35 protein-coding genes and 2 tRNA genes are annotated in these 23977 nt (G+C 40.7%); 9 read left to right on the forward strand and 28 right to left on the reverse strand.

Annotated elements, in window-relative coordinates; all coding sequences use genetic code 11:
- Nucleotides 1–14: 14 nt before the first annotated feature.
- From FDF36_RS06320 to FDF36_RS06420, 21 genes are all read right to left on the reverse strand, one after another.
- A complete protein-coding gene (locus tag FDF36_RS06320; RefSeq protein WP_220390750.1) occupies nucleotides 15–407 on the reverse strand; it encodes a hypothetical protein in 393 nt (130 codons plus the stop codon).
- 3 nt (nucleotides 408–410) lie between these two features.
- Complete coding sequence (locus FDF36_RS06325; RefSeq protein WP_220390751.1) at nucleotides 411–596, reverse strand: hypothetical protein; 186 nt, start codon at nucleotides 594–596, stop codon at nucleotides 411–413.
- Nucleotides 593–1069, reverse strand: coding sequence for a DUF6633 family protein (locus FDF36_RS06330; RefSeq protein WP_259281380.1), 477 nt, complete (start codon nucleotides 1067–1069; stop codon nucleotides 593–595). The genes FDF36_RS06325 and FDF36_RS06330 overlap by 4 nt, the downstream gene beginning before the upstream one ends.
- A 19-nt stretch (nucleotides 1070–1088) precedes the next feature.
- A complete protein-coding gene (locus FDF36_RS21175) occupies nucleotides 1089–1958 on the reverse strand; it encodes a DUF4373 domain-containing protein (RefSeq protein ID WP_259281381.1) in 870 nt (289 codons plus the stop codon).
- Nucleotides 1959–1984: 26 nt separating this feature from the next.
- Nucleotides 1985–3157, reverse strand: coding sequence for a DEAD/DEAH box helicase (locus FDF36_RS06340; RefSeq protein WP_220390753.1), 1173 nt, complete (start codon nucleotides 3155–3157; stop codon nucleotides 1985–1987).
- Entirely contained in the window at nucleotides 3154–3633 is a 480-nt protein-coding gene (locus FDF36_RS06345; RefSeq protein WP_220390754.1) for a recombination protein NinG, read from the reverse strand. Before FDF36_RS06345 ends, FDF36_RS06340 begins: the two co-directional genes overlap by 4 nt.
- Nucleotides 3618–4037, reverse strand: coding sequence for a zinc-finger-containing protein (locus tag FDF36_RS06350; protein ID WP_220390755.1), 420 nt, complete (start codon nucleotides 4035–4037; stop codon nucleotides 3618–3620). Before FDF36_RS06350 ends, FDF36_RS06345 begins: the two co-directional genes overlap by 16 nt.
- 264 nt (nucleotides 4038–4301) lie before the next feature.
- A complete protein-coding gene (locus FDF36_RS06355) occupies nucleotides 4302–4934 on the reverse strand; it encodes a hypothetical protein (protein WP_220390756.1) in 633 nt (210 codons plus the stop codon).
- A gap of 26 nt (nucleotides 4935–4960) precedes the next feature.
- Nucleotides 4961–5091, reverse strand: a tRNA-OTHER gene (locus FDF36_RS06360).
- 48 nt (nucleotides 5092–5139) lie between these two features.
- Nucleotides 5140–6000 (reverse strand): RNA polymerase subunit sigma, encoded by an 861-nt coding sequence (locus tag FDF36_RS06365; protein WP_220390757.1) that lies wholly within the window; start codon nucleotides 5998–6000, stop codon nucleotides 5140–5142.
- Nucleotides 6001–6002: 2 nt separating this feature from the next.
- On the reverse strand, nucleotides 6003–6440 hold the full coding sequence (locus FDF36_RS06370) for a hypothetical protein (protein WP_220390758.1): 438 nt from the start codon (nucleotides 6438–6440) through the stop codon (nucleotides 6003–6005).
- A 3-nt stretch (nucleotides 6441–6443) separates the two neighbouring features.
- A complete protein-coding gene (locus FDF36_RS06375) occupies nucleotides 6444–6896 on the reverse strand; it encodes a DUF3127 domain-containing protein (protein WP_220390759.1) in 453 nt (150 codons plus the stop codon).
- A 29-nt stretch (nucleotides 6897–6925) separates the two neighbouring features.
- Nucleotides 6926–7456, reverse strand: coding sequence for an NUMOD4 domain-containing protein (locus tag FDF36_RS06380; protein WP_220390760.1), 531 nt, complete (start codon nucleotides 7454–7456; stop codon nucleotides 6926–6928).
- Nucleotides 7449–8204 carry an HNH endonuclease gene (locus FDF36_RS06385; protein ID WP_220390761.1) on the reverse strand — a complete coding sequence of 252 codons (756 nt, stop codon included), beginning with the start codon at nucleotides 8202–8204 and terminating at the stop codon, nucleotides 7449–7451. Before FDF36_RS06385 ends, FDF36_RS06380 begins: the two co-directional genes overlap by 8 nt.
- Nucleotides 8194–9126: an ATP-binding protein gene (locus tag FDF36_RS06390; RefSeq protein ID WP_044301047.1), complete on the reverse strand. Its 933-nt coding sequence runs from the start codon at nucleotides 9124–9126 to the stop codon at nucleotides 8194–8196. The genes FDF36_RS06385 and FDF36_RS06390 overlap by 11 nt, the downstream gene beginning before the upstream one ends.
- A gap of 19 nt (nucleotides 9127–9145) precedes the next feature.
- On the reverse strand, nucleotides 9146–9466 hold the full coding sequence (locus tag FDF36_RS06395; RefSeq protein ID WP_005789488.1) for a hypothetical protein: 321 nt from the start codon (nucleotides 9464–9466) through the stop codon (nucleotides 9146–9148).
- Nucleotides 9432–9824 (reverse strand): helix-turn-helix domain-containing protein, encoded by a 393-nt coding sequence (locus FDF36_RS06400; RefSeq protein ID WP_009292918.1) that lies wholly within the window; start codon nucleotides 9822–9824, stop codon nucleotides 9432–9434. Before FDF36_RS06400 ends, FDF36_RS06395 begins: the two co-directional genes overlap by 35 nt.
- 19 nt (nucleotides 9825–9843) lie before the next feature.
- Nucleotides 9844–10065: a hypothetical protein gene (locus tag FDF36_RS06405; RefSeq protein ID WP_005789492.1), complete on the reverse strand. Its 222-nt coding sequence runs from the start codon at nucleotides 10063–10065 to the stop codon at nucleotides 9844–9846.
- Nucleotides 10066–10092: 27 nt separating this feature from the next.
- Nucleotides 10093–10174 (reverse strand) — tRNA-OTHER (locus FDF36_RS06410).
- 726 nt (nucleotides 10175–10900) lie between these two features.
- On the reverse strand, nucleotides 10901–11146 hold the full coding sequence (locus FDF36_RS06415; protein WP_005789497.1) for a hypothetical protein: 246 nt from the start codon (nucleotides 11144–11146) through the stop codon (nucleotides 10901–10903).
- Between the two features lie 11 nt (nucleotides 11147–11157).
- The gene (locus FDF36_RS06420) at nucleotides 11158–11484 is read right to left on the reverse strand and encodes an SH3 beta-barrel fold-containing protein (RefSeq protein ID WP_005789499.1); all 327 of its coding nucleotides are present in this window, start codon (nucleotides 11482–11484) and stop codon (nucleotides 11158–11160) included.
- Between the two features lie 182 nt (nucleotides 11485–11666).
- Here FDF36_RS06420 and FDF36_RS06425 point away from each other — a divergent pair, with 182 nt between their 5' ends.
- The 6 genes from FDF36_RS06425 to FDF36_RS06450 all read left to right on the forward strand — a co-directional run bounded on the left by FDF36_RS06425 (nucleotide 11667) and on the right by FDF36_RS06450 (nucleotide 15610).
- Nucleotides 11667–12344, forward strand: coding sequence for a LexA family transcriptional regulator (locus FDF36_RS06425; protein WP_259281382.1), 678 nt, complete (start codon nucleotides 11667–11669; stop codon nucleotides 12342–12344).
- 84 nt (nucleotides 12345–12428) lie between these two features.
- Nucleotides 12429–12902, forward strand: coding sequence for a hypothetical protein (locus FDF36_RS06430; RefSeq protein WP_220390762.1), 474 nt, complete (start codon nucleotides 12429–12431; stop codon nucleotides 12900–12902).
- 4 nt (nucleotides 12903–12906) lie between these two features.
- Nucleotides 12907–13962, forward strand: coding sequence for a serine/threonine-protein kinase (locus tag FDF36_RS06435; RefSeq protein ID WP_220390763.1), 1056 nt, complete (start codon nucleotides 12907–12909; stop codon nucleotides 13960–13962).
- A 360-nt stretch (nucleotides 13963–14322) separates the two neighbouring features.
- Nucleotides 14323–14784 carry a DUF3761 domain-containing protein gene (locus tag FDF36_RS06440; protein ID WP_220390764.1) on the forward strand — a complete coding sequence of 154 codons (462 nt, stop codon included), beginning with the start codon at nucleotides 14323–14325 and terminating at the stop codon, nucleotides 14782–14784.
- Between the two features lie 20 nt (nucleotides 14785–14804).
- On the forward strand, nucleotides 14805–15164 hold the full coding sequence (locus FDF36_RS06445) for a hypothetical protein (RefSeq protein WP_005789507.1): 360 nt from the start codon (nucleotides 14805–14807) through the stop codon (nucleotides 15162–15164).
- A 107-nt stretch (nucleotides 15165–15271) separates the two neighbouring features.
- Complete coding sequence (locus FDF36_RS06450) at nucleotides 15272–15610, forward strand: hypothetical protein (protein ID WP_032533676.1); 339 nt, start codon at nucleotides 15272–15274, stop codon at nucleotides 15608–15610.
- Nucleotides 15611–15623: 13 nt separating this feature from the next.
- Here the strand turns inward: FDF36_RS06450 and FDF36_RS06455 are convergent, their stop codons facing one another.
- The 7 genes from FDF36_RS06455 to FDF36_RS06485 form a co-directional block, all read right to left on the reverse strand.
- Nucleotides 15624–16898 (reverse strand): tyrosine-type recombinase/integrase, encoded by a 1275-nt coding sequence (locus FDF36_RS06455; protein ID WP_220390765.1) that lies wholly within the window; start codon nucleotides 16896–16898, stop codon nucleotides 15624–15626.
- Between the two features lie 135 nt (nucleotides 16899–17033).
- A complete protein-coding gene (locus FDF36_RS06460) occupies nucleotides 17034–17615 on the reverse strand; it encodes a Maf-like protein (RefSeq protein ID WP_220390766.1) in 582 nt (193 codons plus the stop codon).
- Nucleotides 17616–17647: 32 nt separating this feature from the next.
- Entirely contained in the window at nucleotides 17648–18169 is a 522-nt protein-coding gene (locus FDF36_RS06465) for a KdsC family phosphatase (RefSeq protein WP_220390767.1), read from the reverse strand.
- 20 nt (nucleotides 18170–18189) lie between these two features.
- On the reverse strand, nucleotides 18190–18981 hold the full coding sequence (locus FDF36_RS06470; RefSeq protein WP_220390768.1) for a Rossmann-like and DUF2520 domain-containing protein: 792 nt from the start codon (nucleotides 18979–18981) through the stop codon (nucleotides 18190–18192).
- Complete coding sequence (locus FDF36_RS06475; RefSeq protein ID WP_005814948.1) at nucleotides 18978–19310, reverse strand: hypothetical protein; 333 nt, start codon at nucleotides 19308–19310, stop codon at nucleotides 18978–18980. Before FDF36_RS06475 ends, FDF36_RS06470 begins: the two co-directional genes overlap by 4 nt.
- A gap of 2 nt (nucleotides 19311–19312) precedes the next feature.
- The gene (locus tag FDF36_RS06480; protein WP_220390769.1) at nucleotides 19313–19849 is read right to left on the reverse strand and encodes a nitroreductase family protein; all 537 of its coding nucleotides are present in this window, start codon (nucleotides 19847–19849) and stop codon (nucleotides 19313–19315) included.
- A 165-nt stretch (nucleotides 19850–20014) separates the two neighbouring features.
- Nucleotides 20015–20557 (reverse strand): beta-class carbonic anhydrase, encoded by a 543-nt coding sequence (locus tag FDF36_RS06485; RefSeq protein ID WP_220390770.1) that lies wholly within the window; start codon nucleotides 20555–20557, stop codon nucleotides 20015–20017.
- A 117-nt stretch (nucleotides 20558–20674) separates the two neighbouring features.
- Between FDF36_RS06485 and FDF36_RS06490 the strand changes: the two genes are divergently transcribed.
- From FDF36_RS06490 to FDF36_RS06500, 3 genes are all read left to right on the forward strand, one after another.
- Nucleotides 20675–21658 carry a GNAT family N-acetyltransferase gene (locus FDF36_RS06490; protein WP_220390771.1) on the forward strand — a complete coding sequence of 328 codons (984 nt, stop codon included), beginning with the start codon at nucleotides 20675–20677 and terminating at the stop codon, nucleotides 21656–21658.
- A gap of 233 nt (nucleotides 21659–21891) precedes the next feature.
- The gene (mce, locus tag FDF36_RS06495; RefSeq protein WP_005789532.1) at nucleotides 21892–22296 is read left to right on the forward strand and encodes a methylmalonyl-CoA epimerase; all 405 of its coding nucleotides are present in this window, start codon (nucleotides 21892–21894) and stop codon (nucleotides 22294–22296) included.
- Between the two features lie 125 nt (nucleotides 22297–22421).
- Nucleotides 22422–23975: an acyl-CoA carboxylase subunit beta gene (locus tag FDF36_RS06500; protein ID WP_005821186.1), complete on the forward strand. Its 1554-nt coding sequence runs from the start codon at nucleotides 22422–22424 to the stop codon at nucleotides 23973–23975.
- Nucleotides 23976–23977: the final 2 nt, after the last annotated feature.

Below are 23977 nucleotides of genomic sequence, written 5' to 3' on the forward strand. Positions count from 1 at the left end.
TACTGTTATGATGGTTATTTATTCTCAAAAACATGCGCAAACACACACTTTTCATCAGACAGTTCTAAACCAAGTTGCGACGGGTACCGTTTGATATAATTATAAAATTCAAACATCTTCTTGTCATCGTCACCGCAACGGTCAATCAATAACCTGATGAAGGCAAGGAGACAATCCGAGTCATTTCCAAAGTTTTCCTGTGTGGATAATTGCGTTTTGTCAACATCCTGTTTTAGCCTTCGGATGGCGGAAATCGCAGTGTTGAAGTTGCGTTTTGCATCATGACGCAATTCATAGCCTTGTTTTCCCATTTCACTTCTCAAATCGTAGAGAAGCGTTTCCACGACGTCAGTCAACACGTAGGTTAGGTTGAGCGTCGTATTAAGATTTGTTGTTCCTACTAACATGTTTTATTTATTTCTTAAGCTTATAAAGCCTCGTTTAACCAACTCCATCAGATCCGACATATCCTCTTCGCTTATTTCTGCCTGAGTTTCACCATTGACAGACATATAGTGAGGAATGCCAAATCGATCACGGATTCTCTTACGGATAACAGGAGTAGACTTGTTCTCCCAGTAGATAGTTACCTTCATGGTGGCTGCTTTAACAGTTCAAGAGCTTCAGTATCCCCGGATTCTGCACGACGTTTCAGAGCCTTATATTCACCATACGTGATTCCATTTCCACTCTCTGGAGGATATAAAGGCTTAAATTTATCCTTCTCTTTAATGCTTTCCTCTTGTGCAATCGTATCACGATGAATATCGTATTTGATAAGCCAATTCATAATAACTTCCCCATCCATACGACCAAATATCTGTCCAAATACGCCTTTCTTAGCCATATTGAAAAACAACTTAAAGTCTTCCTGGATATAATGGGGATATGATTCTATTATCAAATTTATGGTATCTCCCACCTGTAATGCATCCATTGATCCATTGACAGAGTAAAAATGAAGAAATCTGTTCAACCATTTGACCATTAAAGCCCGTAGATATTCTCCACCAAACTCTTTTTCTATAGTCGAAATAGACAAACAGACGCTATCCTGAGCCTGAAACACATCAAGGACATTCTTGGGCCTAATGCTGTCCCAATATAGCATCGGCGAGGTCTTCAAGAGACTGACGGCTTGATGCTTTGTCTTGGGCAACTCTCCCACCGGTATAAGTTCCTGTGATTGATATTGAATTACTTGATTTTCCATTAAATTTTTCTCTATTAGCCCACGTAGCAAGTCTTTTCGCTACTTCCCACGTTTGATTAGTTTCAAATTTCATTTTGGTTTCTGACTTGTTAAGTTCAGACCAGTAGTCGAAGAAAGCACGTATCATCTCCTTTCCGTATCTTTCTACATACGGAATTAAAGACTGATAGAAAACATCTCTTCGTTTGAGTGTAGCAGCTTTAGCTGCGGCAAGTTTCTTAGCTTGTTCGGCTTTCTTTGCCTCTACGTTAGTAGAGGTTTCTTTACTTTCTTTTTTATTTCTCTTTACCTTTACTTTACTTTGTTCATTATCACTGTTATTAATTGAATTATTTGCATGATTAATTGAATTATTTGTGCAATCAATTAAATATTCTGGAATTATAGTAGTTTCTTTTCGTTGATAAGTAGCAAGAAGAAATCTCTTTTGAATGCCGGAAGATGTGAGTATCTTGTATTTTTCGTAAAGCGTATTGTCGAAAAAACCGACCTGCAATGCTTTTATCAACACTTCCTTTACTGCGCCCTCGGAAACCCCAACTGTGTCAGCAATAACAAAAGGCAAATCTTCATCCCACAATATGTAATACCCCTCATCTTTGTAGATATTACATAGCAGGCAAATAAGTATAGAAGTGGATTGAGAACCACATGCTCGCGAAATCTTCCTTATCTTAACGTCCGAAAAGAAACCGACATCCATAGGGAAATAGTCTATCCCTTGTTTTGTAGGTCTGCCAGCCATGTTACTTAGGTTTAAAACTCATATTTCTAAAATCTCACGTTAGTTAATTGTCTACCATTAGAAAATACCGCCCATTTCCCATTGCCGCTATCAAATAACCGCAAATCCGACACCTCTCCGAAACGTTTAATGTTACCACATAAATCAACGATCCACCCACACTCTTTCTGAGGATGTGGACGAATAGCCCGACCAGCTATCTGATACCACATAGCAAGTGACATCGTAGGACGGGCCATAACAACCGTATCAAGCTCAGGATAATCAAAACCGGTGGTAAGTACACCTACATTCGCCACTACTGGTATTTCGCCAGCCTTGAACGCTTCGAGTATTCTTTCACGCTCGCCTTTTGGAGTATCACCGGAAACAATGACACAGCCAGGAATAGACCATGTTAGCCGTTCGGCTTCTTTCAAGAAGCGGGTAAAGACTAATATTCCTTTCCGTTTACCTCCTGATTTGGGGTTCATTAGCCTTTGAACGATATGGACGAGATAACCGTAGAAGTCTATTCGCTCGTATTCCTTTTGGACTGACTTGTCCGTGTAGTCGGAACCGGTAGTATTCACTTTCAAATTGAGTTCATCCCATCCGGATGGATTCATAGGATAGTAGTTGAGTTTCGCCAAGTAACCCATATCAAGCAAGGTTGACACTTGTACATGGTATATAACCTCTTTAAAAATTGCCGGGCGGGTACGGGTAATGAATTTCAGCATTGAGCCGAAATCTTGGCTTGAAGAAAGGCGGTATGGAGTTGCAGTCAAGCCAAGAACCTTACAATTAACGGCTTCAAAGAAATCCTTATACATACCCTCTTTGGGGTTTACAAGGTGGCATTCGTCCACGATGATGTTCTTGAAGTGGGTGAACAGTTCGGGATGATTCTTCACACTGCCGATTGTTGCGAATGTTATCCGGCTTATCTCCTTTGAGTTGAAAGAAGCCGAATAAATGCTACAGTCAAGTATTCCGTATGAACAGAGTTTCTTAAAGTTCTGTTCGAGTATTTCCTTACTCGGCTGAAACACCAAAGTGTGCCCCTCAAGCCTTACGGCTATATCCGCTATGATAAGCGATTTGCCACTTCCCGTAGGCAAAACCATGATGGCATTTGTTTTCTTCGCTTTGTTGTTGAAGAAAGAAACGGCTGCATCAGAGGCTTTCTGTTGGTAATCTCGCAATACATAACTCATAAACCTTTCTCCTTTCGTAACTTCTTATTGAGTGCTTTGTAATACTTAATTAGTTGCTCGTACTCAAAATCTGACATCTTAGAAGTACCAGCAGCTTTTACTTTCAGCAAGTCAAATTTTTGTTGCCCGATTTTGGCTATCAGATTCACCCGATAGCCTTCAAGGTGGTCGGCACGGAAACGGTTGCACGCACGGCATTCGGCATGGCAATTGTTCTCATCAAATCGGGTAGCCAGATGCGTGCGGCTGAAATAGTGACCACAGTCGGCTTGAGCAAACGGTTTTATCTGTTCGCATGAGATACATTTGAAATAACCGTTTGGCATACAGTCACGAAGCCGGATGAAAAGGGAAAACTCCTTGTCGAGCTTAGCTTTCAAATCCGGCTTCTTCTTTACTGTTACCCCTGCTTTATCAAACAGAGGTAAAGGCTTGTCTTTCTTCTTAGCCTTGGTTCGTTTTATGTAGTATGGCATTCTACTATTGGTTTACACAATTCAACAACTCGTTTGCAATCCTCCACATCAAACATTCCTATGTGGCAAACTTCATGTGGTATTCCTAATTGAATGGATAACCACAAATAAGCTTTATTTCTATTTGAAGTGTTGGGGATATGTTTCTTCCAAATTTTATTGATAAGATTGGTCTTAGCTATTTGGTCAAAGTAGAAGTGGGCTTCCTTCTTGGCTTCCCTCAGTTCTGCATTTGCCAAACGTCCTAATGCTTGGTCTGTACCTTTATGCACACCTACATAAGCCCTGCAATCATGACACAGATAAATCATACCGTAGGAACGTCCGTAGATTATGGAACTATCCACGTATTCAGTAGGCTTACCGCAATAAGGGCAAATCTTGCCAGTTAATATTTCATCCATAATTTTTTAATTAAAAGCCCCGAAGCGTATTCTCCGGGGCACAACCGTTATTCACTAACCCTTGCCATTTATGTGTGGCTCACATTTATGTGGTGGCAGCAGGATTCGAACCTGCATGAGTGGTGTTTTTGCGGTTCTCTGGTTTTAAGCCAGTTTCCCCTAAGATGTCTCGCATGTTGCAGGCTTGGGTATTAACTGTTATCATGGAATTTTTCACCTCACATCTTGATTAGCGTCTGCCAATTCCGCCATACCACCACTATCTTATACTTCGATGATTTCAAATTTCCCTTTTTTGATATATATCTTGTGGTTATAATAGTCCTTGACTATGGCATAATCTGACTGGGGACGTATATTCCCTATACAATCCTCTACATAAGAATTTTCGTAGGCTTTCACCGTTGCGCTGTCGTAGGCTTCCACCGTTGCGCTGCCGTAGGCTTCCACCGTTGCGCTGTCGTAGGCTTCCACCGTTGCGCTGTCGTAGGCTTCCACCGTTGCGCTGTCGTAGGCTTCCACCGTTGCGCTGTCGTAGGCTTCCACCGTTGCGCTGCCGTAGGCTTCCACCGTTGCGCTGTCGTAGGCTTCCACCGTTGCGCTGTCGTAGGCTTCCACCGTTGCGCTGCCTAAGGCAAATGAATAAGTTTTAACCTTATGTATGCCTCGGATGTAAATACCAGCTTGCAATAATTCTTCTTCGGTAAAGTTATCTTCCAAGTATTCAGCATCAACTATTTTTTCTTCCCTAAATACCCAAAACCAATTTTCGGTAATAGCTATCAGTAAGTCAGCTTTAGTTTCGCTTCTTAATCCCATTGCATAACCTCTTTGACACGCTCCTGCATTTTTAGCGCGGGTTAACAGGTCTTCTTTCAGTTCTTCGAATGCTTTCATTGTATATTCATGTTAATTAGTAAAATTGGAGGATAAGGGTGGACTCGAACCACCAATCAGTATTATTTACTGAGCAGACCCCTGATTTACGGGCAGCACTACATTTATTTTCCGAGGTGTAGCATATCTCTTTACAATACCATTCTGTCACTTATCCATGTTTGCCTGCCATATCTTCACAGACCGAGCAGGCAGGTTAACAAAGTTATTCCATATAAGCCATTGAGAACTCTTTCGGAATAAACCGCCCAACCGGGATAGGTTTGGCAGATTCAATAGCCGTATGAATTTCTCTCTTTTTGAACTCATGTCCCTTTTCTTTGGCTTGTTTCTCACATTCTTCCTCTTTGTTTTTGAGCCAATGGGTAATAAGCATCATCGCTCGGTCAACGTTGAAGGTATTTACAACAAAAGTCTGAACCCTTTCGTCTTCATTCTCCCCATCCGTGAATGTGATTTTCGTCTCAATCTGATAGAATTTCTTTTCATTGGGCTTGGAATCTCCCTCTTCTTCATCTTCTTCCGTTACAGAATCGTTTAAAAGGAATGTATCTTTTAATTCTTTGAGGGTGGCATCATCTACCTTGCGTTCTTTCAAATTGTCAGTAAGAATCACGCAAGAATCGAACTCCTTGAGCATTGTCAAGGTGAATCCGAACATATAGTTTAGTTCGATGTAATCTTTCAAGATACTACAAGAATTCTCCAATCCAGTGGCATACAGCAGGAACTTATGTTTCTTGTCCCCTATTTGTGCCTGTGCAAGATAGGGATATAAGAATTTGTTCTCGTTCTCGAATGCCAAGCGGTTCTGGTTGCTGACTTCCACTTCCTTGATGCCGTCAGCTTCCATACTGAAACGAATTTTCGCCAAAGTGTCTTGGTCTATCAGCGTGCCACGGTCAAAAAGAATTTCATTCCGTTCGATGGTTACTGTTTCACCTGTATCTTCATCAATGAAAGATTCCTCCCATGTTTTGAGGACACGTTTTGCAAGGTACATGTTGAGCATCTTTTTCGGGTCAGATGTCACATACCTGATTTCTGTTTTTCTTGTTTCTATCATAACTAAATAAATTCTTGATTTCTTTGTATTTCCTGCTGGGCATATACCAGCATTTGATGTTCATTGGCGGCAGGCAGATAGATACCTGCCACTGATGCGCTCCAATTACGGAAGCGATCAATACTCAAAGTCATTTCACCCGTTGTCAGTTCGGCAGAACTGCGCAAGTAGGTTACTTCTTTGCCTTTCTTGTTGACCGTCTTTCTCTCAAACAAATCACGGTTGCAAGTCCTCTTATAGAAGTCAATTTTTGCTTCATCGAGGCTGCAACCGTATTCACTACCGAAATACCCTAAAAGAAGATGTAAATAGCTGTTTTGTGCGAGTGTGCGGTTGGGGAGCTTCTTCTTTACTTCCACAACCGCACGTTCTTTGAACAGCTTGTTTACATACTCTTTAAACTTGGGTATTTGGTATTCATTCTTCAAGTCGAACAGCATACGCTAAAAAGGCAAATCGTCTTTTGCATTTCCATTCGCATCAACCGTAGGCGGGAAATTCTGCGATGGTTGCTGATAGGTCGGCTGCAGTGCTGGCTGCTGAACCGGTGCAGTCTGTAAGGATTGCGATGCACCGCCACGCCCTTCTATTTTATAGCACCGAATAGATGCCATGCGCTTAAGTTCCCCGTCCTGATTCGTCCAAGAGCGCCCCTGCAATACAAATGATATGGTTACCACATCGCCCTGATTAAAGCGGTCCAGTTCTGCACATTTGTCACCGGAGAACTCCAACGGAAGAATATTTTCGTATTCATTACGCTCGCCCGTATAAGGGTCGTAAGTAGTTGCATCCAAAATAAATTCTCGCTTAGTGAATGAATTTCCTCCGCTTTTTGATGGTATTTGGACGGTCTGACCGATTTCGATTATCCGTCCGGTTATATGATTTGCCATTAGTTTTCTCCTCCAAATATCTTTTTTAATTAATATTTCCATATAAATCCATACGAAGTCTTACTTCTTCCACAGCAACAATTTTGAATAGGTGAACTTTGGAATCCGTTACTTACTGCTGCTGATTTCAACGAAGGATATTTCTTAACGAAGTGACCAGATTTGGTATATTGATAGACTGGCACACCATTAGCTTTCCCCTTACGCTCTTGGAGCGTTCCATAATTCATATTGTATGAATGTGTACACCATTCAAGATTTTCAACTCTGTTATTGGATTTATTTTCGTCTTTATGATTTATTTGAGTATAGTTATTTGGATTTTGAATGAAAGCTAAAGCCACCAATCTGTGAACGCTATGCGTTTTATGAATGCCATTCTTTGTTAGAACAACAGAACGATACCCATGACTATCAGAAGGCGTTAATATCTTTTCTTCAAAATGTGTTACAGCTCCGTTTCTTATAAATTCTTTAGGCATAGATTTTATTCTGCCTAAAGATGATACCTCATAAAGACCTTCATAATCTTTAATAGGCTTCCAAATTTCACTACTCATTATTTGATATAATTTTGGTATCGGTGATTAATTCTCTGTTTTCTTCCAAGAACCGGATAAATTCCTCACAATGATTAGTGAGAATAGGTATATCACGTTCCGGGTTGAAAACGTATGTCTCAGTATAGGTGTCCACCATATAACCGCCTTTGTTGAACTCTACGATATTGTATTCAAACGTCCGCACATCCGAACCGTTCTGCATAAGAGCGTATGGATAAACCAGATGTTGGTGATGGTCTTTGAACTTTCCTACAGTATAACTGCCAGTTGTCTTGATGTCATGAACACTGGTCGGCATCAATTCGTCTATCAGACCGTATACCAATACGTCACCGAAAGCAGTATGCAGGATTGCTTCTACCCTCTGTTGGGTCAATGCGCCTTTAAAGTAATCGGCAAACTCACGGCAAAGAGAAATAGGGAAAACAAATGTACGGTTGTTATAAACAACTGTATAACAAGTATTTTCTGTATTCCTTTCTACATACATCTCGTTTGGCTTGCGATTTTCGATTAGAGCATCTACCAATTCATTAAAGGCTGTGCCCTTATCAGCAGCTTCACTATCAAAAGGCTTGCGATTGATACGGTCTATTAGTTCGTGAAACTGTTGTTCGTGAAATTCTTCGGGAGTGTGGGGTGGATTTTCTGACCACCCCCAATACTTATCCCAAATCACATCACTATTCAGATATCCCCAAAAGGCATCAAGAATCGTGGCGTAAAAACGATATTTAGGCTGCATCTGAATAAGTTTTTGTTTCTTTATCAAATACTAACCCCAAAGAGTTCACTTTGGCGGCAAACAAACTTCTCGCTTTCATCAAAGAACTACCAACGTGTTCAAATTCATTAATGTGAGAAGCAAATTCATTAGCAGAATTGGCATCAGTGATAAATTCAATACTCTCTTTGATTTCTTCTATCACCTTATCGTATTTCTCTTGTGCTTCTTTCTTGGCGGCAAGCATACCCAAATACGAATTGATTATTCTGGTAGTGATAAAGTCGTTTTTGGCAGTCGGATTGCCATTCTTGTCAAGGATGGTAGGAACCTCCATCACTGAAGGAAGATTGCAAGTGTTCTTACCGTCATTTCTTGAAGTAGGATCAAAAGTTATAGTGCGTCTCTGTATGCCTCTCTCGCTCTTCATTTCGAGATAACCGAGCAAATCCAGTTCAGTAACGATGGAGTTGTAGGACTTCTCACGCAAAGCAGGGATAAACACAGTGTCGTCACCCTCTTTTCTCGTGTCACGGTGGGCGACAAAAATAATATGCTTATTCAGACTTGAGAGTGTTCTTGCCATCCATGAAAACTCAGCATTAATACCACTCCAATCCCTGATAGACGGTTGCCGGCTGCCACATTTATAAGTAATAATGAAATCCATCATCTTCCCAATGGTATCTACTACCATTGTCTGATAATCCGATAAATCTTCTTGCAAAACCTGTTGAACATCATTCCATGAAGTGACCTGTACGGTATCTATGTTTTCCAGATGCGCCATATTCATGCGTTTAACACCATTATCAAAGTCTAATAACAAAGGCTTCGGAGCACTCAATGCTACTGTACTCTTTCCCATACCTGCTTGACCGTAAATCATCATCTTTACGGTGGTGGGGATTACTAATTCATTCGATTTCTTAATTAAGGACATAATCATAAAATTTAAAGGGTTATTTACTAATTTCTTTCATTTCAGCTTTCGCCAGTGGAGACAACGTTTTCATATAATTACACTTGAAAGCTGCCGCATCCAGTTCAACTACATTGTATCGAACACCTGAGCGAACCTTTCCATCGGCATCCTTGTACCTCTTTACAATGCCTTCTTTGACCCATTTTGCAACATTCCCCTTTCCATAAGAAATGTGAGCTTGATTTTGGGTTATAAATTTGGGCTCTTTGAACGAATCAATGCGTTCTTCCTTTCTACCTAATCCCTTAGCGTAGTCCACCAGTTTAAATAAAACTTCCTCCGGCATCTGTATTATCATAAGACCTCCTTATTCTTTCTGTTCGTTCCACTCTCGTTCTTCTTCCTTTTCTCATATCGCCTTGTTCGTGATAAAGCGAAAAAGAAAACACACATAATAGACAGCAGGCAACCACCGTACGGCTAATGGGTGAAAAGTTCATCGTTAAACTTATACCCGATATTCTCTCAAACACAAGCGTTGCAAGCTCTCTCCCGTTCCTTAATTGAAGAACCTCAAATGCTTTTTGTAGTTGGTTGTTTATCGTGCTAACCGCCCGGCATTTGAGATCAGCAATTTCTTTCTTTTCATACCCTTGTGCATACATCCGTGCTGTAATCTCGCATTCGGGTGTTAGTTCAGTTAATACTCTTTCCATAATCGTGTAAATTAGACCACTACTTAGTCATGTTATTGACGATATACATAGAATTGGTGTACTTATTCTTCGAAATGGTATATACATTCTTACCACCCGGAGCTACAACACCTTTTTCTCTCAATTCCTTGTTTATCTCATGGGCCTCTTGCCTGTAGCCAGTTACCTCAACTTCTGATAGCGGGATAATCTTCTGTTTTCCCGGCTTTACTTTTAAAATCGTTTCTCTGATTGTTGCCATAAAACTTATTGTTTAATTAATGATTTGTGGATGGTAGAGGAGTCGAACCTCTCTCAATCATGCCAATTGGTTGCGCAACACGAAGCTCTAACCGATAAGCTAACCATCCGGAATAAGAAAGGTGTACTATTCTCACGAACGGCACACCCAGTACAAACACAAAATAAAACACGACAAACAAAACATCTAAACGTCTGCCTGTACGGTATTTCCTTGCTATCGGCCGGATAGTAGGTCGCTAAGCATACAGAGTTCAAGCTCAAAGACTACCAGCCCTCAGACGTTTAATTTGTTCTTAATTCCCTGAATGCAAGTATCACAAACGAAACGCATCCAATAAAAATGATACTCATTATTGTAATAGAGAATGTTTTCATAGGACTGTAAGTAGTAATAGCCCCATATAGCATACCAATAGCACATATTGTCACCAGTATAGCTAAGATAAATTGAATTAGTTTCATAATTATGTATATTAGTTAGTGCCTGTACCCCCATTGAAGAAAAGCTGTTATGCTTGGTAGAACTCATATTTCAAGTTCAGTACAGGCTATATGTTCGAAAACAGTACGGACGCCCAACCCGTTTTCTTACTGCTCTGGGACGATTCTTTGCGGTGTTTTCTATTAATTGTTATACATTGTACAGCTCGCAAGCTCCAACTTGCTTATGTACGTTCGTTATCTTTGGTCAACCTTGTACAGCTTATAGTATTACACCGTAAAGGTTTTCACAATCTTGTCAAAGAGCTTAATCAATAGCGCCCTACCCGATTCTCGCTATCGGTTGCCGTTCAATCCGTCAGTAGGGCTGTCGTGCGTTGCATAACCGTGTATTATGCGTATCGGCTCAAACCTTGAACCTCACAAAGAGCATCGTAATCCATACCGCTATCTTCACCTGAGTCAGAACCTAAAAGAATAGTTTCATAAGTCTCAATCTCTTCTTTTATCACCTCGATAATATCAGCCTTACAATCTACGTTGTAAACTCTACAAGCAGTTTCTTCGTCCATGCCCTCAACTGCTACCAAGTCCCTGCGAAGAGCATTTAAACCTTGTTCTAATTCATAAGTAGTCATAATTTTAAGTATTAAGCAATTGATAATAAATTAGCTTTTTTATAGCACCTGAACTCGCCACGCTCTGTATCATAGTAAGTCTGGACGGTATCATTCTTCGCTCTCTTGTCATTGCCTGTTATGGCGGGCATCAACTTTTCATTGAGTGTACCATACGCCTCTCTTACAGAACCGTCTACTTTTTTGAAATAAAACTTGACGATCTTCTTTTTCATCTCAGCTTTCAATTTCATGTTTACCCAAGCAGACTTTAGAGCTTCAGACATTGAAAAGCCATTCTTTCTTACGAACTGCCAAGCCAATGACATTACTTCGTGTAAAAATTCTCTTGTTTTCATAATCGTGCGTTTTTAATATGTTTATACTATTGCTTATAAGAAGCAAAATTCGTTTCTTTGCAAAAGTGATTAGGTTATCACTGTTTGATGATGCAAATATACTACAATATTGCAGTATTACAATAAATACAATGCAATATTGCATGTTTTTAATTTTTATTAATACTTTAATATTGCAGTACATGACTACAGAAGAGTTATTCAGCAAAGCAGAAGAAGTTATTAAGTTACTTAGAGAAAGCAAGTTATCCAACTATGTGATATCAAAGCAGACCCATATATCACAAAGTACATTGGGTAATTACAAAAATGGGAAAACCAAACCAACACCTGCAAATACTGAAATACTACTGCAATTTTTCAGTAGTGAGAATGCATTAGCAATTGAGAATGAAGCGATACCATTAAACCAAAATTATATAATAAACGTACCTCTCGTGAACCAATACGCACAAGCCGGATATATATGCGGCTTCCAAGATGCTGCATACATAGCTACACTACCTACTATACCATTCATTATTGACCATGAAGCAAAAGGAAACTATGTCGCATTTGAGGTCAGAGGAGACAGTATGAATGATGGAACAGAAGAAAGCTATCTTGAAGGAGATAGGCTTCTTTGTAGAGAAATAGCTCCCTATCTATGGGCAGAGTCTAAATTGCATATCCGGAAATGGGATTTCGTTATTGTACATGAAGGCGGAATTTTGGTAAAACGAATAATAGATCATGATGTAGAAAATCATACTATCACAATACACTCTTTGAATGATATGTATCCTGACAGAGTTATTGATTTGGCAGAAGTTAAACAAATCTTCAATGTGATAGAATTGCAAAGACCAAGAAGAAGGTAGTTTAAAAGCTTAATATACAAACTATTAAAACTGACACTATGAAATTCAATCCATATACATGGGACTTATAAATAATAGAATATAATGAATAATACATCAATTGGAATAAGAGTAAAGCCTGATTGCATTATTTACTCCATAATAAAAGAAGAAGGCGAGGAGCGAGAAATTATCCTAATAGACAAGGTTAATGTTCCTATCGCTCTCCAAGTACCAGAACAACTTAAATTTATCAGAAGTACATTTTTAGATATAATATTTGAGAATCAGGTTAATTTAGCCTGTATAAGAGTAACGGAATCAACTGCACAGAAGATTTCCATCGAACGAATCAATATAGAAGCTATTATACAAGAACTGATTGCAAGCTCAAGCATTGAGAAATATTATATAGGACAAATTTCTACTATATCTGCCAAACTAGGGATAGCACGTGAAAACTTTAAGCCATTAATTGATAGTAAGGCAAAAGACTGTGAATTTTTCAATGACTGGAACGAATACAACAAAGAAGAAAAAGAATCCTTATTAGCAGCGTTAAGTGCATTTAATATCTAAGAACATGAAGAATTGCAAAGTAAGATTAGATTTCGATGAAATCAAAGAAATAGGACAAGAGGGGCGAAACTCAAAGGTCTTTCTTGCTCACGATAATCAATTAGATGGAGAAATTGTAATCAAAGAAATAAAAAAAAATCCTTCTACTACTCCTGATGAGTATTTCAAGGAAGCACGTTTATTGTACGCTCACAATCATAATAACATAGTGAAAGTAAACTATGCATGTGAAGATGATGACAATATATACGTTGCTATGCCATTCTACAAAAACGGTTCACTAAAGAAAAGAATATCAGACAGTAATTACCTAACAGTTAGAGAAGTTATCAGATATTCAATACAATTCCTATCTGGACTAAACCATATACACTCTAAAGGATTAATACATTTTGACATAAAACCTGACAACGTTCTTATATCAGATTCTAACGAAGCCATGTTATCTGATTTTGGATTAGCACTTTATACTGACACCTACGGATTTTGCAAAGCGCAGGCTTTTTACACTCCACATGTAACACCAGAACAGTTACTTGGTTTGCAACAAACGATCAAAAATGATATATACCAAGCTGGATTAACAATATACAGAATGCTTAATGGAAATGATTTCCTCTATAGGCAGATTCCTACAATAGGCACTCCCCCAGTACTTGACAATAATACATTCAAAGAAAATATAATCAAAGGGAAATTTCCAGATAGAAAATTATATCTCCCTCATGTACCCAAAAAAATAAAGAAGATAATCAAAAAGTGTATTGAACCCAATCCCAATGATAGATATGATAATACGCTTCAAATAATAAATGATTTAGCATCTATAAATGAAAACCTAGATATAAGATATATAAGAGACCTAAGTGGCGAATCATGGGAAACTCAAAAAAATGGATATGTATACAAAGTAAGTTTGATTCCTAAAGCAGACAAGTTTGATATTAAAGTTTGCAAAACCAAAGAGGGTAAGACAACTAATTGCGCGAGCCAATGTTCTAATAATATAGATAATACGCAAGTAATTTCAAAATTAGAAGCTATATTTGCAACGTTATGAGCAAAAAGGTCATAAATAAAGCAACTACTAGAGAACAAAAGCTCTATCAAAGAGACAAAAGTAGAATAGCTGAATATTATACTCAAAACATCAAAGAGGATGCCAAAGTAATAGATATTCAGCTAAATTGTCATGGATATACTACTCTAAAAAAATAATCAAAAAGAGCGCTCAAACAAGCCCGTTCTTATACTAATACACTTGAATCCTTGGTGATTGTTCTCTGCGACAAACAGTGCCTAATCATTTACGAGAAAGGATAGAGATTTGACCGATATATATATAAGAAATATCATTGGATAGAATTTGAAAATCCAGATATATTCAACGAATTAAAGAACAAACTAAACACCTAAGATTATGAAAAGAGGAATAATACTATTTTTTTCTTTCTTATTTTCTTGCCTGTTAAATGCCCAACTTTCCATTCAGCAAGATACCATAAGATATGTTATGGCAAATCTAAATTTAAGAGAGGCCCCCAATACGACCTCCGCTATCATCACTCAAATACCTAAAGGCACCCGAGTTGCCATAGATGAAGATTGTGAATGCAAATGGATTCCAGTAAATTATAATGGCCATATAGGATATGTTTCTACAAAATATCTTTCAAAGAATAAAATTGACCATACTCCTATACGTAATAGCTCCATTAAATATTATACAAATTCAAATGGAGAAAGAGTGCAATCCCCGACCTATTATAATTCTGCACCTCCAGGGGCAACGGCCTTATGTAGAGACGGAACATATAGCTTTAGCAAAAGCCGTAGGGGCACATGCTCACATCATGGTGGAGTTGCAAAATGGCTAAAATAACAAATTAAATAACTAAAATCATGATTGACTTTTTAACTATCGTACTTCTTATATTCGGAGTACTACAAATTATCCTCTTTTTTAAAGTGTGGGGAATGACGAACAATATTAAACGTATCTGGAAAAAGATAGATAATAAGGATTTTCTTTCAGATGCCTGTATTGCCTATATAAAAGGAAATATGGAAGAGACTGAAAAACTAGTAAATGAAGCCTTTTTGCAAGAAGTAGCCTTACTCTCAAAATCTTCAGAGGACTATGTAAGTTGGGAAAAAGCTTTTCGCGAATTGGAAGAAAAATATACTAAAGTATTCAAGAAAATAAATAAGCCTACACCTGACTTTAAAAAATATAGTAATCCTAAAATATATTTGCTTTAATAAATTGGATTGGCGTTACTTAACCCCCAACATATGAGAATCCTAGACTTTATTTGAAAGCCCTATTATATTCAACCGATAAAAACAATCTAAACTTTTAATATACAATGAAAAAGTATTTATTCGCATTAACATTATTACTGCCCCTCCTCCTTGGTGGGTGTTCCAGTGACGATCAATCAGATGACAACAACTCTCCGTTAATCGGATCTTGGATATCCATAGATGATGATGTCGAGATTTTCTATCTTGACCTCAAAAAAGACGGGACAGGGAAATGGACCGGAACCTACGCCGGAGAAGTGGAAAATGTACTAAGGCTCACTTGGAGTGCAACCGAAACCACTTACCATGTCAAATATGAAAACGGCAATTCTGAAACAAAACAGTATAGAATAGAAGGAAACCGCCTCTATTTAGGAGATGTGATATATACCAGGAAGTAAAGCCAGCCGGGGATCACTCCCCGGCTTTTTCTTCGTCCTTCTTTTTTGGATGGAACACAAAATCAATTACCTTCCGATTTGCCTTATCAATCCTGCTCCAGTCCTTTTTAACATAAGTATCTGTGACATTATACCCAGACTTATGATTCAATGACATTGCTACATCATCCATCGAAATACCGCAGTCGTTCCTTGCTATTGTAGCCCAAGAGTGGCGCGCAGCATAAAGAGTTAAATCGGGAATACCTAAAGCAATCCCTATCTTTTTCAGATTAAGATTCACCTTATGCACAAATTGCTTATGGCTCGCATATCTTATAAAGAAATTAAACGCTCTATCCCCTACTGAATCCTTATATCTTTCCAAATAAGGCTCAAGTTCCGGTTCTACTTTAATGGAAATAAAAGCCCTATCATCCCGCCTGGTTCTTGTCTTCCTCCGCTCGTACTCAAATCTATCATCAACAGGAGGATTCAAATAAAACATATCAACGGTATTCATTCCAACCATAAAGAACGACATCAGAAACACATCTCTGGCAATAATGACACCCAACATATTTTCCGGTATTCGATACTCTTTTATAGCTCTTATCTGTTCATCCGTTAAAGAACGCTTTCTTGTAATCGGTTGCTTTGGAATTTTGTATTTAGCAAAGGGATTATTGGAAATGCGGATTATTCCGACATCTTCATCGTTATATTCAAGCTTTGCCCGATTAAATAACGCTTGTATCTTCGACATATAAAGCCGAACCCCAGAATCAGAAATATTTCCAATACCACATTTTGACCGTTGACTCTTTAAATCTTCTTCGAATTTAATTAAGAGAGAAGATGTGATATCCGAGAAACATAAATTTCGATTTCCCACGAATGCCTCAAACTTGCTAATAGCAATTCGATAATTTTCCCCTATCCGCCTACCTTCTTTCAAAACCTTATCCGCATAAGCATAACCAAAGTCGAAGAAGTTAATTCCTTCAGGCTTATTAGAAAGTTTATCTTTCATCAGTTCACATAATCCTTTAGCAGAATACAAATCAATAGAGTGACCCAATTTTGAAAGTTCGGCTCTAATTTTAAGAACATCGAGCATTACTTGGTCATAAATCGGATTATTCCTTTCTTTTAGCTCAAAAGTCTTCTTGTTTATCAACTCACTTCCCACATAGTGAGTGGTCGCAATATATGAAGATTGACGTTCGTGCGTAATCCGTATCTTCACATTCCAGGTATTATCCTCTCGCCTTTGATGCTTGAGGATGATTATTTTAACTGTAGCCATCGTTGTAAAACATTTAATCGTGCATTCCTGTTTTTCGTAAAACGTTCGTAAAACAATTGCGCAAAGATAGCAAATTAATTTAGATATGCTATCTTTACGCAATACAAAGAGAAACAGTCAATTACAACTAACAAGCTATATCTTAAGTAGTTCTCTATACAGTTTTTGCACCGGAAGCCCCATTACATTGAAGTAACTGCCGGATATGGATTCTACTCCGACAAAACCGATCCACTCCTGCACTCCATACGAACCGGCTTTGTCCATAGGCTGATAGCGATCGACATAATAAGCGATTTCATCTTCATCGAGAGTAGCGAAACGGACATCCGTCACGGCAGCGAAACATTTTTGCCATTCGGAGGTAGTGAGACACACACCGGTAATCACTTGGTGCGATTTACCGGAGAGGCTTCGCAACATCTCTATGGCATCTTGTCTTCCGACAGGTTTGCCGAGCGCTTTGCCTTCATGCCAGACAATGGTATCGGCTGTGATCAAAAGTTCTTCCGGTCCAATCATCGACTGATAGGCGGCTGCCTTCTCACGGGCTATAAAAAGAGGAATTTCTTCACCTTGTAACGTATCGGGATAAGATTCATCCACATCCGGCAAAGTTTTTACTACATAATCGACACCCAAGCCCGTCATCAGTTCTTTCCGACGCGGAGAATTAGAAGCCAATACGATTTTATAACGATCTAAATTAGCAAACATACTGATAAATTTAATAAGGTATATACTGGAAATCACCATCCGAAAGCATCATCGGACAACCATTGACCTTGCGCTTTAAGCACCTGTTCTACAACATCACGTCCGCAGCCGTATCCCCCATCGGCATACGAGATGTAACGAGCAATCGCTTTCACCTCGGGAACTGCGTCTTTGGGACAGCAAGGCAATCCACATTCACGCATCACTTCCATATCGGGGACATCATCGCCCATATAAAGTATCTCTTCGTCCATAAGTCCGTGTTTATCACGGAAGCCGCGATAATCGTGTATCTTCACCGCAGAACCGAAATACAGATCGGTCAGCCCCAGCCCGATAAACCGTTTCTGCACGACCTCGCTCCGCCCGCCTGTAATAATGGCGATGCGAAGCCCTTTTTTTACGGCCAACTGGATGGCATAACCGTCTTTTACATTCACCGTACGCATTGGTTCACCGGACGGATGCAGAGGGATGACATTGGCGCTCAACACTCCGTCTACATCGAAAGCAAGCGCCTTTATCCGGGTAAGGTCGTAATTGATTGTGCTCATTTCTGTTTTATATTTCTGGGTTATTGTCTTTCGTGAATGCTTCGGCTAAGCAACTCGTATAACCGCTGCATGGCGGGATCATCGGCAAGCATCCGCAAGTGATTGCCGATCACATTCTCATCATAACGGATGGCGGGTCCGGTCTGGGCCGTCTTAGGTTCCAGCTCGTGCACCTTACGGGCGGTTTCATCAATCAACGGCAACATCACGTCGAACGGCAGATTGTATTTCCTAAGCAACTCGGCAGCAAGGGCATACATGTGATTGGTAAAGTTACATGTGAACACGGCAGCCAGGTGGAGACTTTTACGCTGCTCCGAATCGGCATCGTACACACGGTTGGAAAGTGTAGAGGCGATGGCTTTCAGAAATGCGGCATCTTCTGCCGAAGAAGCCTCAATAAAGAAAGGAATCTCCTTAAAATCCACTTCCCGCTGTTTGCTGAAGGTCTGCATGGGATAGAACACACCGTAATGCGGGACACGTCCTTCCCAAACATTCATCGGGATGCTACCCGCCGTATGCACCATCAATGCCTCCTCCCGCTTGCCTGCGACAATGCCTGGAAGGAGCTCGGCTAAAGCGGAATCTTTCAGTGAAATAATATATAGTTTCGCATACGGACTCACCGTTGCGAGGTCTATCGTATATTCAGCTTCCACTTTCTGCGCCAACTCACGAGCCGACTCTTCCGTACGGCTATACACCTGTACAATACGGAATCCCTTACGATATAGGGCTTTTGCCAGATTAGTGGCAAGATTTCCGGCACCGATAAATATAATCGGCGTATCTTCTATACTTCTTTTCATCGTGTTGAAATCAAATACAATATACCTCCGATTATCAATAAAGCCAAAGGCAGCAGATAACCGGACATCGAACCAAGCAACGATACAATCAGGCCGATGTTGAGCACCAGCCACAATCCGAGCAATACCAAGCCGACGGATTTATCCCGTTTGATAAATAGGAAAATCACCGCAGTGTAAAGCAAAAGATTATCCTTATTCATTACCCAAGGTATTCCCAAAGTGGAAAAGTGTATCAGTTTGTCGATCAGATAGAGCACCCCTATCACAATAAGGGTAACTGCCGTGGCTTTGTAGGTATCTTTATTATTAGCTTTTACCGCACTCACCGCTACTTGCCTCCGAACTTATTGATATGGATTTTTTCCCATTGCAAATGGTCTTCATCGAAGGGTTTGCGTTCCATTCCTTTATGCCCGATCGCTATGACGGACAACACCTGCAACTGCAAAGGAATGTCGAGCACACCACGCACAAATTCATCGGAAGGCATCCCGGTAGCAGTATAGCGCTCACGCACCTGCACCCAGCAACTTCCAAGTCCCAAGTCTTCGGCCTGGAGTTGAATCATGATGGAAGCAATGGATGCGTCCTCAATCCATACATCGCTCACCAGGGGATCAGCGGTGACGACAATGGCCAATGCGGCATCGGCTATAAAGGCCGAAGCCTGCTCTTTGCAATGCGAAAGCTCGCCGAGCAACTTTTTATCATCGACCGCGATGAACTGCCAACTGTTACTGCGCTTTGAAGTAGGAGCCATCAGGGCCGCTTTCAGCAAAGCGACTACGTCTTCCTGAGAAAGTTCTTCCCGGGTAAATTTCCGCATGCTGCGGCGATTCTTTATTAGTTCACTGAAATTTTCCATGTATCTATACTTACATTATTTTAATGTACTACCTTCACTATAGAATGCACAGACCCATGCAGGGCGATATACAAACCGATATGCCTATTTATATTATGACATTCCTTGCCGGTTTTCGCATAAACCGATACAGCCTGTGGCGATTCGCGCGCAAAGATAGGCAATTTATTCCACTCTCGTTAACTCACCAGTCAGTGAATCGATGATAAAACCATGCACCCGGACATCTTTCGGAATAAGCGGATGCTCCTCTATGGAACGAACTGTTCCCCTAACGGACTCCACCGGATCATCGAATCCACCCAGCCAAGAATTAAAATCGACCCCACAATAGCGTATCATGTCGATTGTCTCGGACTTGATCCCCCGCTCTTTCATGTGAGCTATCATTTCATCGCTGTTCATATGGCAAGCACCGCAATCAGAATGGGCAATAACCATCACTTCTTCTACTCCCAGCTCAATGATGGCCACCAGTAAACTACGGATAACACTGCCGAAAGGATGCGAAATGACGGCACCGGCATTTTTTATAATCTTTACGTCTCCGTTGTGAATTCCCAAAGCGACGGGCAACAGTTCTGTCAGACGGGTATCCATACATGAAAGGATGGCTATTTTCTTATCAGGATACTTGTTAGTAATATACTTTTCGTATCCCTTGTTCTCAACGAACTTTTTGTTGAATTCAAGAATTTCTTCTAACATAATCAAAAACGGATTTTATTGTAGTATATCTACAAAGATAGTCACAAAACGATAGCTCAACAAAATAAACCTTGCAAATGTTGTAAAGAGAAATAAAAAATGTAAATTTGTACCGATATGCCATTAAAACTGACTACATATTATCAAGGGAGTGAGATTCCGGATTTTCCCGGAACCAATACGTTTCATTCGAAGGAGTTATTTCAGATCTACGAAGAAACGCCGGGCTACACCCCACTCCTGATTATGGCTTCGGAAGACGGAAAACCCGTTGCGCGACTGCTTGCCGCCGTCCGCAAAAGTATCCGCATGTTTCCTCCCGCTTTCATCAAACGTTGTGAAATCTATGGTACAGGCGAATATCTGACGGCAGAAGCCGATAAGGAAAGAATATTCGGCGAAATGCTGGAACACCTCACCACAGAAGCTTTGCGAAACTCGTTTCTGATAGAATTCCGCAACTTAGAGAATGCCATGTTCGGCTACAAGTATTTCCGGTCCAACAGATACTTCCCTGTCAACTGGCTGCGGGTGCGCAATTCGCTTCATGGCATCAAAAATGCCGAACAGCGTTTCAGTCCCTCCCGTATTCGTCAGATCAAAAAAGGCTTGAAAAACGGAGCAAAAGTAGACGAGGCACACACAGTAGAAGAGATACGTGAGTTTTCGAATATGCTGAGACATCTCTATTCGTCGCGTATCCGTAAACACTTTCCCAACATCGTCTTTTTCCAGCATATGGATACCAGACTGATTCACAGCCGGCAAGCAAAGATATTCATAGTTCGCTACAAAGACAAGATTATCGGAGGATCTGCCTGTATATATTCGGGGAACGATGCCTACCTCTGGTTTTCGGGAGGTATGCGGAAAACCTATGCCCTGCAATACCCTGGTATACTGGCCGTATGGAAAGCCCTCCAAGATGCCCATCAAAACGGGTTCTGCCACATGGAATTTATGGATGCCGGACTCCCATTCAAAAAGCACGGATATCGTGACTTCGTACTCCGCTTCGGCGGCAAACAAAGCAGTACAAGACGATGGTTCCGCTTCCGCTGGCAATGGCTGAACAACCTACTGATCAAAATATACGTGTGAGCATCCGCCCGTCTCCGAGGGCTGGTACCAATGATTTCTACCTTTTAAACCAACACCTTTTTATTTTTAAACTAACGATGCCACCTTTTAAACCAATGCACCTTAGGTTTTAAACCTATTTTCACCATAATTAATTGCAGAAAAATTTCTTTATTAAACAAGAATTGATTTTCTTTGTGCTGTTTTATACCACTCCCAAAAAACGATTAATACCAAAATTTAAAAATATAGTTATGAAGATTTCACACATTGAACATTTGGGCATCGCCGTAAAAAGTATCGAAGAAGCCCTTCCGTATTATGAAAACGTTTTAGGTTTGAAATGCTACAACATCGAAACCGTAGAAGATCAAAAAGTACGAACAGCCTTCCTGAAAGTAGGTGATACCAAAATCGAATTACTGGAACCAACATGTCCGGAAAGCACCATCGCAAAATTCATCGAAAACAAGGGTGCAGGTGTGCATCACGTAGCATTCGCCATTGAAGACGGTGTAGCCAATGCTCTGGCCGAAGCCGAAAGCAAAGAGATCCGCCTGATTGACAAAGCTCCGCGCAAAGGTGCCGAAGGTTTGAACATTGCTTTCCTTCACCCGAAATCAACTCTGGGCGTATTGACAGAACTCTGCGAACACTAAAAAAACGTACGATTCGGACGATCTGCGCCACGAACAACCGGAATTTTTTCTCGTATCAAATTCCCAATTCGAGTCGTCAATCGTCCGATTGTAAATATTATAACCCTTTAAATTAAGAAAAACTCATGAGTAACCAGCTTGAAAAAGTAAAAGAGCTTATTGAACTTCGTGCTCAAGCTCGTTTAGGTGGTGGCGAAAAGGCTATTGAAAAACAACACGCCAAAGGCAAATATACCGCCCGCGAGCGTATTGCACAGTTGCTTGACGAAGGCAGTTTCGAAGAACTGGATATGTTTGTTCAACACAGATGTACCAACTTCGGACAAGACAAGAAACATTTCCTCGGCGACGGTGTAGTAACCGGTTATGGAACAATAGAAGGTAGATTAGTATATGTTTTCGCACAAGATTTCACCGTGTTCGGTGGTTCACTATCGGAAACCATGGCACAGAAGATCTGTAAAGTAATGGATATGGCCATGAAAATGGGGGCTCCTGTCATCGGTATCAACGACTCGGGTGGTGCACGTATTCAGGAAGGTATCAACGCTCTGTCCGGTTATGCTGAAATTTTCCAGCGTAATATCATGGCATCGGGTGTTATTCCACAGATTTCGGGTATTTTCGGTCCGTGCGCCGGTGGCGCAGTTTACTCTCCTGCCTTAACAGACTTTACGTTAATGACCGAAGGGACATCTTATATGTTCCTCACCGGACCTGCTGTAGTAAAAACGGTTACAGGCGAAGACGTATCTCAGGAAGACCTGGGAGGTGCAAGTGTACATGCCAGCAAGTCAGGTGTAACCCACTTCACAGCCGAAACCGGAGAAGAAGGTCTGGCGATCATTCGCAAACTTCTCAGTTTTATCCCGCAAAACAATCTGGAAGAAGCCCCATTGGTGAACTGTACCGACCCGATCGACCGTATGGATGACCTGCTGAACGAAATCATCCCCGACAGCCCGAACAAACCGTACGATATGTACGAAGTGATCGGTGCCATCATCGACAACGGTGAATTCCTGGAAGTACAGAAAGACTACGCGAAAAATCTTATTATCGGTTTTGCCCGCATGAACGGACAGTCGGTAGGTGTGGTTGCCAACCAACCTAAATATCTGGCAGGCGTGCTCGACAGCAATGCATCACGCAAAGGTGCCCGTTTCGTTCGTTTCTGCGACGCATTCAACATCCCGCTGGTAACATTGGTAGACGTTCCGGGATTCCTTCCGGGCACAGGTCAGGAGTACAATGGTGTGATCCTGCACGGAGCCAAATTGCTGTATGCTTACGGCGAAGCCACTGTACCTAAAGTGACCGTAACCCTGCGTAAGTCTTACGGCGGTTCACACATCGTAATGAGTTGCAAGCAACTCCGCGGTGACATGAACTATGCATGGCCGACAGCCGAAATCGCCGTAATGGGTGGTGCCGGTGCAGTAGCGGTATTGTATGCCAAGGAAGCCAAAGATCAGGAAAACCCTGCTCAATTCCTGGCAGACAAGGAAGCCGAGTATACCAAACTCTTCGCCAACCCGTACAATGCGGCCAAATACGGTTACATCGACGACGTTATCGAACCGAGAAACACTCGTTTCCGCGTGATCCGCGCTTTGCAACAGCTGCAAACTAAGAAATTAACCAACCCTGCTAAAAAGCACGGTAATATTCCATTGTAACA

The sequence above is a fragment of the Bacteroides fragilis genome (assembly GCF_019583405.1).
Classification (GTDB): Bacteria; Bacteroidota; Bacteroidia; order Bacteroidales; family Bacteroidaceae; genus Bacteroides; species Bacteroides fragilis_B.